Source organism: Pseudoalteromonas sp. G5_S1_14_S5, assembly GCF_054968605.1.
Map to the genome: position 1 here is coordinate 21,267 of NZ_JBQKUM010000061.1, position 7,590 is coordinate 28,856.

Sequence of the window (7,590 nt, forward strand, 5' to 3'; positions counted from 1 at the left end):
AATGTTTGGAAGATTAACTCTAGAGTCCATTCCCTACCACGAACCTATTATCGTCGTGACACTTGCGGTGATTGCGCTGGTTGGTTTGGCTGTTGTTGCTGCGGTAACGAAAGCTGGGAAATGGCAATACTTATGGAATGAATGGTTTACTTCAGTAGACCACAAAAAACTGGGCTTCATGTACATTGCCGTTGCGATGATCATGTTGATTCGTGGTTTTGCCGATGCGGTGATGATGCGTAGTCAGCAGTTGTTATCCGCTGCAGGCGAGAGCGGTTACTTACCACCGCATCACTATGATCAGATCTTCACCGCTCATGGTGTGATCATGATTTTCTTTGTGGCGATGCCGCTGGTGATTGGTTTGATGAACATCATCGTACCGCTGCAAATCGGTGCTCGTGATGTTGCGTTCCCTTATCTAAACAACCTGAGTTTCTGGCTGTTTGTCGTTGGCGTGATCCTAACCAATATGTCACTTGGCCTTGGTGAATTTGGCCGCACAGGTTGGCTAGCTTATCCGCCACTGTCTGGCATTGAGGCAAGCCCTGGAGTCGGGGTGGATTATTGGATATGGGCGCTGCAAATATCTGGTGTCGGTACTACGCTAACGGGTGTGAACTTCTTCGCGACCATTCTACGCATGCGTACTCCGTCTATGCCAATGATGAAAATGCCAGTGTTCACGTGGGCGTCTCTGTGTGCCAACATTCTGATCATCATCTCTTTCCCGATCCTAACGGTAACTATCGCGCTACTGACGCTGGATAGATACATCGGCACGCACTTCTTCACCAATGATCTTGGTGGCAACGTGATGATGTATGTGAACCTGATTTGGGCATGGGGACACCCAGAAGTATACATCCTTATCTTGCCTATCTTCGGTGTGTTCTCTGAAGTGACAGCAACGTTCGCACGTAAAAAACTGTTTGGTTATACCTCACTGGTTTGGGCAACGGTTGCAATCACTATCCTTGCGTTTGTCGTTTGGCTGCACCACTTCTTCACTATGGGCTCTGGCGCGAATGTGAATGCCTTCTTTGGTATCGCAACCATGATTATCTCTATCCCGACCGGGGTTAAGATCTTCAACTGGCTGTTCACTATGTATAAAGGCCGCATCCGCTTCACAACACCTATGCTGTGGACTGTTGGTTTCCTTATCACCTTCACGGTTGGTGGTATGACGGGCGTACTAATGGCAGTACCGGGTGCAGACTTCATTCTGCATAACTCAGTATTCCTGATTGCTCACTTCCACAACGTGATCATCGGTGGCGTAGTATTCGGTTGTTTTGCGGCAATTGGCTACTGGTTCCCGAAAGCGACAGGTTTCACTCTGAACGAAGTTTGGGGTAAACGAGCGTTCTACTGTTGGATCATCGGTTTCTTGATGGCGTTCTTACCGCTTTACGCTCTTGGGTTCATGGGCATGACGCGTCGTTTGAGCCAAGACATTAACCCTGAATTCTTCCCTCTACTAGCGGTTGCGGCTGCAGGTACTGGTGTGATTGCGATGGGTGTTGTGTGTCAGTTTGTTCAGTTCTTCGTGAGTGTTCGTGACCGTGACCAAAACCGCGACCTTACAGGTGACCCGTGGGGTGGACGTACTTTTGAATGGGCAACGTCTTCACCACCGCCGTTCTACAACTTTGCAAAACTGCCTAAGGGCGATGAGCTAGACGCGTTCTGGTATCAAAAGCAAAGTGGTGAGTTCGATCCAACTCAGGAAGAAGAATACGAACGTATCCACATGCCGAAGAACACACCGACAGGTATTTATGTATCTGCATGGTCGTTGCTATTTGGTTTCGCAATGATCTGGTACATCTGGTGGTTAGCGGCGGCAAGCCTAGTTGGTATTGTCGTGACATGTATTCAACATAGCTACAACGATGATGTTGACTACTACGTGGAAGTGGAAGAAATCAAAGCGATTGAAGCGGCTCGACGTGCACAGTTAGCAGAAGCGAAAAAACAGTCGGTGGGTGAGAACAGCGCTGACGGTGATAACAACACAAATAAAGATGATTTGGAGACGACGTATGCAAGCTAATACTCCGTCGCACACTTACGATCTTGCACATTCGCATGATCATCACCATGACTCAGCGGGCAACAAGTTGTTTGGCTTCTGGGTTTACTTGATGAGTGACTGTGTGCTGTTTGCCACGCTTTTCGCGACTTATGCCGTATTAGAAAGTGGCTCTATTGCAGGACCAACGGGCAAAGACATCTTCGAACTTCCGTTCGTGTTTGTGGAAACCATGATGCTGCTGTTCAGTAGTATTACTTTCGGTTTTGGCATGATCGCAATGAAACGCCAAGATGTTTCTGGTCTGAAAAAGTGGCTAAAAGTAACGTTTCTACTGGGCTTAGCCTTTATCTGTATGGAAGTGTATGAATTCCATCATTTGATTGCTGAAGGTTATGGCCCTCAAGAGAGTGCGTTTCTATCTGCGTTCTTTACCTTGGTAGGCACACACGGCTTGCACGTGACGTTTGGTCTTATTTGGATGGCTGTGGCGTATCACCAGCTTTCAACTAAAGGCTTAAACGACAACATGTCGATGCGCTTTCAGTGCTTGAGCTTGTTCTGGCACTTCCTAGATATCGTTTGGATTTGTGTATTTACCATTGTGTACTTAATGGGGGTGATGTAGTGGAACAGCATCTAGATAGTGTTGTAAAAGATTATGTGATTGGATTTGTTGCATCACTGATTCTAACCATTATTCCGTTCTATTTAGTGTGGGCGCATGCGCTTCCAAGTACTGAGACTTACGTAGTTCTGTTTGGCTGTGCGCTAGTGCAGATCTTCGTACAATTTAAGTACTTCCTACATATGGAAGTGAAGACAACCGATGGTCAGTGGAATTTAGTATCACTGATGTTTACTGCCATTGTTGTATTGATCCTTATCGCTGGCTCGGTGTGGATCATCTACAACATGAACGTCAATATGAAGTTGTAGGCTAAGGTATGCTGAAAAGTTATTTGTCTATTACCAAACCGGGCATCATTTTCGGCAACCTGATTTCTGTTGCGGCGGGGTTTTTCCTTGCCGCAAAGACAGAACCAGCCAGTGCGATGTTGTTACTGATAACATTGGCGGGTGTGGGGCTTGTGATTGCATCAGGTTGTGTGGTGAATAACATTTTTGATCGCGATATTGATCAAAAAATGAAACGCACTCAGAACCGAGAGTTGGTTCAGGGCAACATAAATACTGACGTCGCATTCATATACGCGTTGGTCATGTTGCTAGCTGGTACGGCGCTACTGTTCCAATACGTTAATCCGATGTCTGCGGTAGTGGTGTTGCTAGGCTACGTGTTTTACGTCTTTTTCTACACCATGTGGTACAAGCGTAATTCGGTGTATGGCACGCTCGTAGGCAGTATCTCTGGTGCGGTACCACCATTAGTTGGTTACCTCGGTGTGACAAACTACTTGAGTATCGAAGCGGTACTGCTGTTTATCATGTTCTGTTTATGGCAGATGCCGCACTCGTATGCGATTGCGATGTTCCGCATTCAAGATTACCGAGATGCGGGTATTCCTGTACTACCGGTAAAAGAGGGTATCGATAAGGCCCACAAACACATGAAAGCGTACGTGGTTGCTTTTGGCGCGGTTGCTCTTGGGTTGTTCTTGCTCGGCGAAGCGGGTTACGAATACCTAGCGGTGTCGGCGGCAGTATGCTTTATTTGGACCAAGGTGACATTCCGTAAGGTGGATTGCGCCAACTACATCCAATGGTCAAAGACGGTCTTTAAAGTCTCTTTACTGGTGGTGATGAGCATCAGCGGTGTTCTTGGACTAGAACTGATCCCGCTGCCATTTTTATAGCGCTGCACTAATAAAATACCCCGCATAAGCGGGGTGTTTTTTTACTCTCTACCGATTACTTGTTGATCGTGACTTTTGTAATCACAATATCTTCACAAGGTACATCCTCGTGACCCCAGCGAATTGTCGTTGGTTCAGCTGCAATCTTATTTACTACATCCATACCTGCCGATACTTTACCGAATACAGCGTAACCCCAACCTGCGTTCGTAGTCGAGGTGTGATCAAGGAAGTCGTTGTCATCAAGGTTGATAAAGAATTGTGCTGTTGCAGAATGTGGTGCATCAGTACGTGCCATTGCTACAGAGCCAATTACGTTCTTTAGACCGCGGTTTGCTTCATTTACGATAGGCGCACGTGTTGGTTTTTCTGTCATGTCGATAGTGTGACCACCACCTTGAATCATGAAACCTTCAATAACACGGTGAAATGTCGTGCCCTCGTAGAAACCGTCTTGGCAGTATTTAAGGAAGTTTTTCGACGTTACTGGTGCTTTCTCAAGGTTCAGTTCAATTTCAATGTCGCCAAAGTTGGTAGTCAGAGTGATCATAAAGGTCCCAATATTTGATTGCTAAGGGTTTTGAGTACGAGTATTTTCAGTACAACAACATAGTCGATGACTTAATAAGTTGCAGTATATGAAAATTTGCTGCGGATGCCAGTGAACAATAGCGCGAGTCTTTAATTTACATGCGCTCTGAGCGCCGATAGAGATAAAAAAGCCAGTGATGAGTTCACTGGCTTAGAGATGAAAAATGACTTAGAGCGTTAGCAGATAGTTAACTAGCTGGTTGTACTCTTCGTAGCTTTTGATTTGGTCCGGCTTTACGATGTACTTGTTATTGACCAGTACACCAGGAACGCCGGTTAGCGTGCTTGCATCAAATTGTTGATCAAAGCGTTTCTGCATAGAGTTAACCGCAAAGCTGTTGTATGCCGCGTCAAACTTCTTAGCATCGACACCATTATCAATGAACACTTGGCGCAGTTCAGCTTCATCGCGTGGTGTCTTTTGCTTCTCATGGATCTGAGCAAACATAGCAGGAACCATGCTCTCTTCAGCATCCAATGAAATCATTGTTGCGTAAGCTTTGGCCATCGGTACTGCCATATTGTTACCCATAAAAGCGACGTGAACCTTTTGGAAGCTTGCTGATTCCGGTAGGTCTTCTTTTAGGTACTTAATTACCCCTTCGAACTTGTAACAGTGTGGGCAGTAGAAAGAGAAAAATTCAGTCACAACTGGCTTTTCTGCTTTTGCTACATCAAGGATCTTGTAGTGAGTACCTTCTTCAAATTGAGCGGCGCTGACTGAAGCGCTCATAATTAGAGCAGCAAAAAGGTTAAATAGTTTTTTCATGTGTTTATTTCCTAAATTTGGATGTCGTTAAGCACAGCAAAATTGCTCTTTTGGGTGGCATGGATTGCCAATTTGGGACAAACGATTAAGAAATAGGGGGGCGATAAGGTGCTTGAGGCGCAATAATCGCTTTGTGTGAAGGTTCTTTTTCAATAAGAGCTAAAGAGACAGTTTGAGTATCGAAGGACTCAGACACAATCAATGGTGGCATTTTTAACAAGCAAATTGAGCCACAACAATGATGTTCAATGTTAGCTTGGGCAATTGGCTGTGAAGGCGAGATACTGTTTGACTGCGTTGATAGATGTTGAGATGCCACGATATTGTTACTCGCAATGCTATCCACACTGATGGTGGCCATTACCATCGCAAGCAGCATAAAAACGTGTACCCAAATTTTGCTTATCAACTTTGGCATGAAATAGTGGTCTTTGTCTCTGAACAACGGCTTAAATAAATCAGATTCTGCAACTGGCAAACCGCTCAGCCACAAAACGAGCAAATCATACCTCACTCGTTTATCTATCTCTAATTAAAACCCAGCAAAACTTAGCAGGGCTCAACTTTTATTTGGCCTGGTACTGTTTGATAAACATCTTAACCGCTGAGTTCACGATGATGTTTTTGTGCTGTGTGTCGGGAGAAGGGGCATGACCAATGATCTTCGGCCAAAAAGCGAATGACTTAATGAGTGCGATGAATTGAGTTGAAGCAAACAGAGGGGCGAACTCGACTAAGCGACCATCGGCCTGCGCAGCTTTTATCCAAGTCATCAGCCCACTCTCTGCTTGAGAGCTTTTCTCCATTGCTTGGCTCGCGAGTTCCACATTATGGAAGTACTCAGAGAAAAGCACGCGTGATAAATCGATAAAACCTTCAGACTCTAAAAGCTCTAGTTCTTGATTCGCGATTGATGCGAGCTGTTGTTCAAGAGACAGTTCAGCCTGATAGGGAAGTGCGTGGCGGCGAGCGTTTTACTCCAAATACTGCCTAGTATCTCCTCGAGAAGCAGTTCTTTGCTAGCAAAATGATTGCAGACGGTGCGTTTAGATCCTTCAGCTCGGCTCGATATTTTGTCCATATTGGTGGCCTTATAACCGTGCTGAGTAACTTCTGCGATAGCAGCGGCAACGATTGATTTTCGTTTTCTTTGGCTCAGTGTTCTCTTTACAGTTATTGGGATACTACTCAATGTGTCGCGGTTAGCATTGCATACGTTAATTTTACACCACGAAGTTTACCTTTAGAACTCCCACGATGGTTTTGGTAATTAGAGTGTTAGCACCTGAATCGCTTTGCAATGCACTGTTGGTGTCATAGAATCGAAAGCGGATTCGAATTTTATTGATATCAACGGAAGAGATCAAACAATCAATGAGTAGTATTTTAGAGTGTATTCGTACAGTTGGACGAGGGGAAAGAGGGCGCAAGCCTTTATCGTTCGAACAAGCCTACCGCATCATGGATGAGTATTTAAGCGGACAGGTCGGTGACGATCAGATGGCTATGCTACTAATGTTAATTCGTGTACAGAACGAGACCAATGAAGAGATTGCTGGCTTTGTTAAAGCGTTTCAATCTCGAGTACCCGATTTAGGGGCTGATATTGATTGGCCGTGTTATGCCGGTAAGCGCAATGAAAGCGCAAGTGGTAAGCCTTGGAACCTGCTGGCGGCTAAGATCTTAGCGGATAACGGCTACAAGGTATTGATGCATGGTTACATGGACAAGCCGAGCGGTAGAACGCACGTAGAAAGCCATTTGCAAGATGTCGGTCTGCAATGTGCTGATAATCCTGTACATGCTAAGTCGATCCTTGAGCGAGATGGCATTGCTTATTTACCGTTAGCTAATTTTGCTCCTGAAGCGCAAACCATGATTGGTTGGAAGCATCGCTATGGGTTGAGAACGCCGATAAATACGGTGGTTCGAGCACTGAACCCTGGTGGTGGCCGTTTAGGTTTACGTGGCAGCTTCCATCCGGGCTTCCCACAGCTTCATGCTGAAGTTGAACATGTGATTGGCAACAAATCTTATTCGGTTATCTCTTTCAAAGGAATGAACGGTGAGTCGGAATACAACCCTAAAGTCAGTCAAACGGTATGGATGAGCTCTCCTGATAAAGTTGAGTCTTTCTATTGGGAAGAGATGATGAACTCAGATCTACCACTGCCGAGTGAATGTGCACTCGGGACACCTGCTGAAGAAATGACTTTGATGGCGAACACAGTGGTCTATAGTATGACCGCAATTTTGTTTGCGGAGACGCATGACAAAACTGAGGCCTACCAAAAAGCGGTACGCCTGTGGCATGAGTACTGTGCATGTTAGTTGAAATACGCTAGAACTTATAAGAGAAGGTCAGCGATTGCTGT

At 45.5% G+C, this 7,590-nt stretch carries 10 protein-coding genes; 5 read left to right on the plus strand and 5 right to left on the minus strand.

From position 1 onward, the window contains the following. The first annotated feature begins 1 nt into the window (after position 1). From cyoB to cyoE, 4 genes are read left to right on the plus strand one after another with little or no spacing between them, the layout of a single operon-like run. The gene (gene cyoB, locus ACTRWI_RS16870) at positions 2-2,059 is read left to right on the plus strand and encodes a cytochrome o ubiquinol oxidase subunit I (protein WP_499132976.1); all 2,058 of its coding nucleotides are present in this window, start codon (positions 2-4) and stop codon (positions 2,057-2,059) included. Beyond that, positions 2,049-2,666, plus strand: coding sequence for a cytochrome o ubiquinol oxidase subunit III (cyoC, locus tag ACTRWI_RS16875; RefSeq protein ID WP_063522295.1), 618 nt, complete (start codon positions 2,049-2,051; stop codon positions 2,664-2,666). Before cyoB ends, cyoC begins: the two co-directional genes overlap by 11 nt. Continuing rightward, positions 2,666-2,977, plus strand: a complete 312-nt coding sequence (gene cyoD / locus ACTRWI_RS16880) for a cytochrome o ubiquinol oxidase subunit IV (RefSeq protein ID WP_499132977.1) — start codon at positions 2,666-2,668, stop codon at positions 2,975-2,977. The genes cyoC and cyoD overlap by 1 nt, the downstream gene beginning before the upstream one ends. Before the next feature lie 8 nt (positions 2,978-2,985). Then, positions 2,986-3,855, plus strand: coding sequence for a heme o synthase (gene cyoE / locus ACTRWI_RS16885; protein WP_499132978.1), 870 nt, complete (start codon positions 2,986-2,988; stop codon positions 3,853-3,855). A gap of 55 nt (positions 3,856-3,910) precedes the next feature. Here cyoE and ACTRWI_RS16890 read toward each other — a convergent pair whose 3' ends face one another. The 5 genes from ACTRWI_RS16890 to ACTRWI_RS16910 form a co-directional block, all read right to left on the minus strand. Beyond that, complete coding sequence (locus ACTRWI_RS16890; protein WP_063522298.1) at positions 3,911-4,405, minus strand: peptidylprolyl isomerase; 495 nt, start codon at positions 4,403-4,405, stop codon at positions 3,911-3,913. Between the two features lie 210 nt (positions 4,406-4,615). After that, positions 4,616-5,215: a thiol:disulfide interchange protein DsbA/DsbL gene (locus ACTRWI_RS16895; RefSeq protein WP_499132979.1), complete on the minus strand. Its 600-nt coding sequence runs from the start codon at positions 5,213-5,215 to the stop codon at positions 4,616-4,618. A gap of 85 nt (positions 5,216-5,300) precedes the next feature. Continuing rightward, the gene (locus tag ACTRWI_RS16900; protein ID WP_499132980.1) at positions 5,301-5,633 is read right to left on the minus strand and encodes a hypothetical protein; all 333 of its coding nucleotides are present in this window, start codon (positions 5,631-5,633) and stop codon (positions 5,301-5,303) included. 148 nt (positions 5,634-5,781) lie between these two features. Next, positions 5,782-6,153: a TetR/AcrR family transcriptional regulator C-terminal domain-containing protein gene (locus ACTRWI_RS16905; protein WP_499132983.1), complete on the minus strand. Its 372-nt coding sequence runs from the start codon at positions 6,151-6,153 to the stop codon at positions 5,782-5,784. Further along, positions 6,108-6,407, minus strand: coding sequence for a TetR/AcrR family transcriptional regulator (locus tag ACTRWI_RS16910; RefSeq protein WP_499132981.1), 300 nt, complete (start codon positions 6,405-6,407; stop codon positions 6,108-6,110). Before ACTRWI_RS16910 ends, ACTRWI_RS16905 begins: the two co-directional genes overlap by 46 nt. Before the next feature lie 152 nt (positions 6,408-6,559). Between ACTRWI_RS16910 and ACTRWI_RS16915 the strand changes: the two genes are divergently transcribed. Further along, complete coding sequence (locus tag ACTRWI_RS16915; protein WP_499132982.1) at positions 6,560-7,546, plus strand: glycosyl transferase family protein; 987 nt, start codon at positions 6,560-6,562, stop codon at positions 7,544-7,546. Positions 7,547-7,590: the final 44 nt, after the last annotated feature.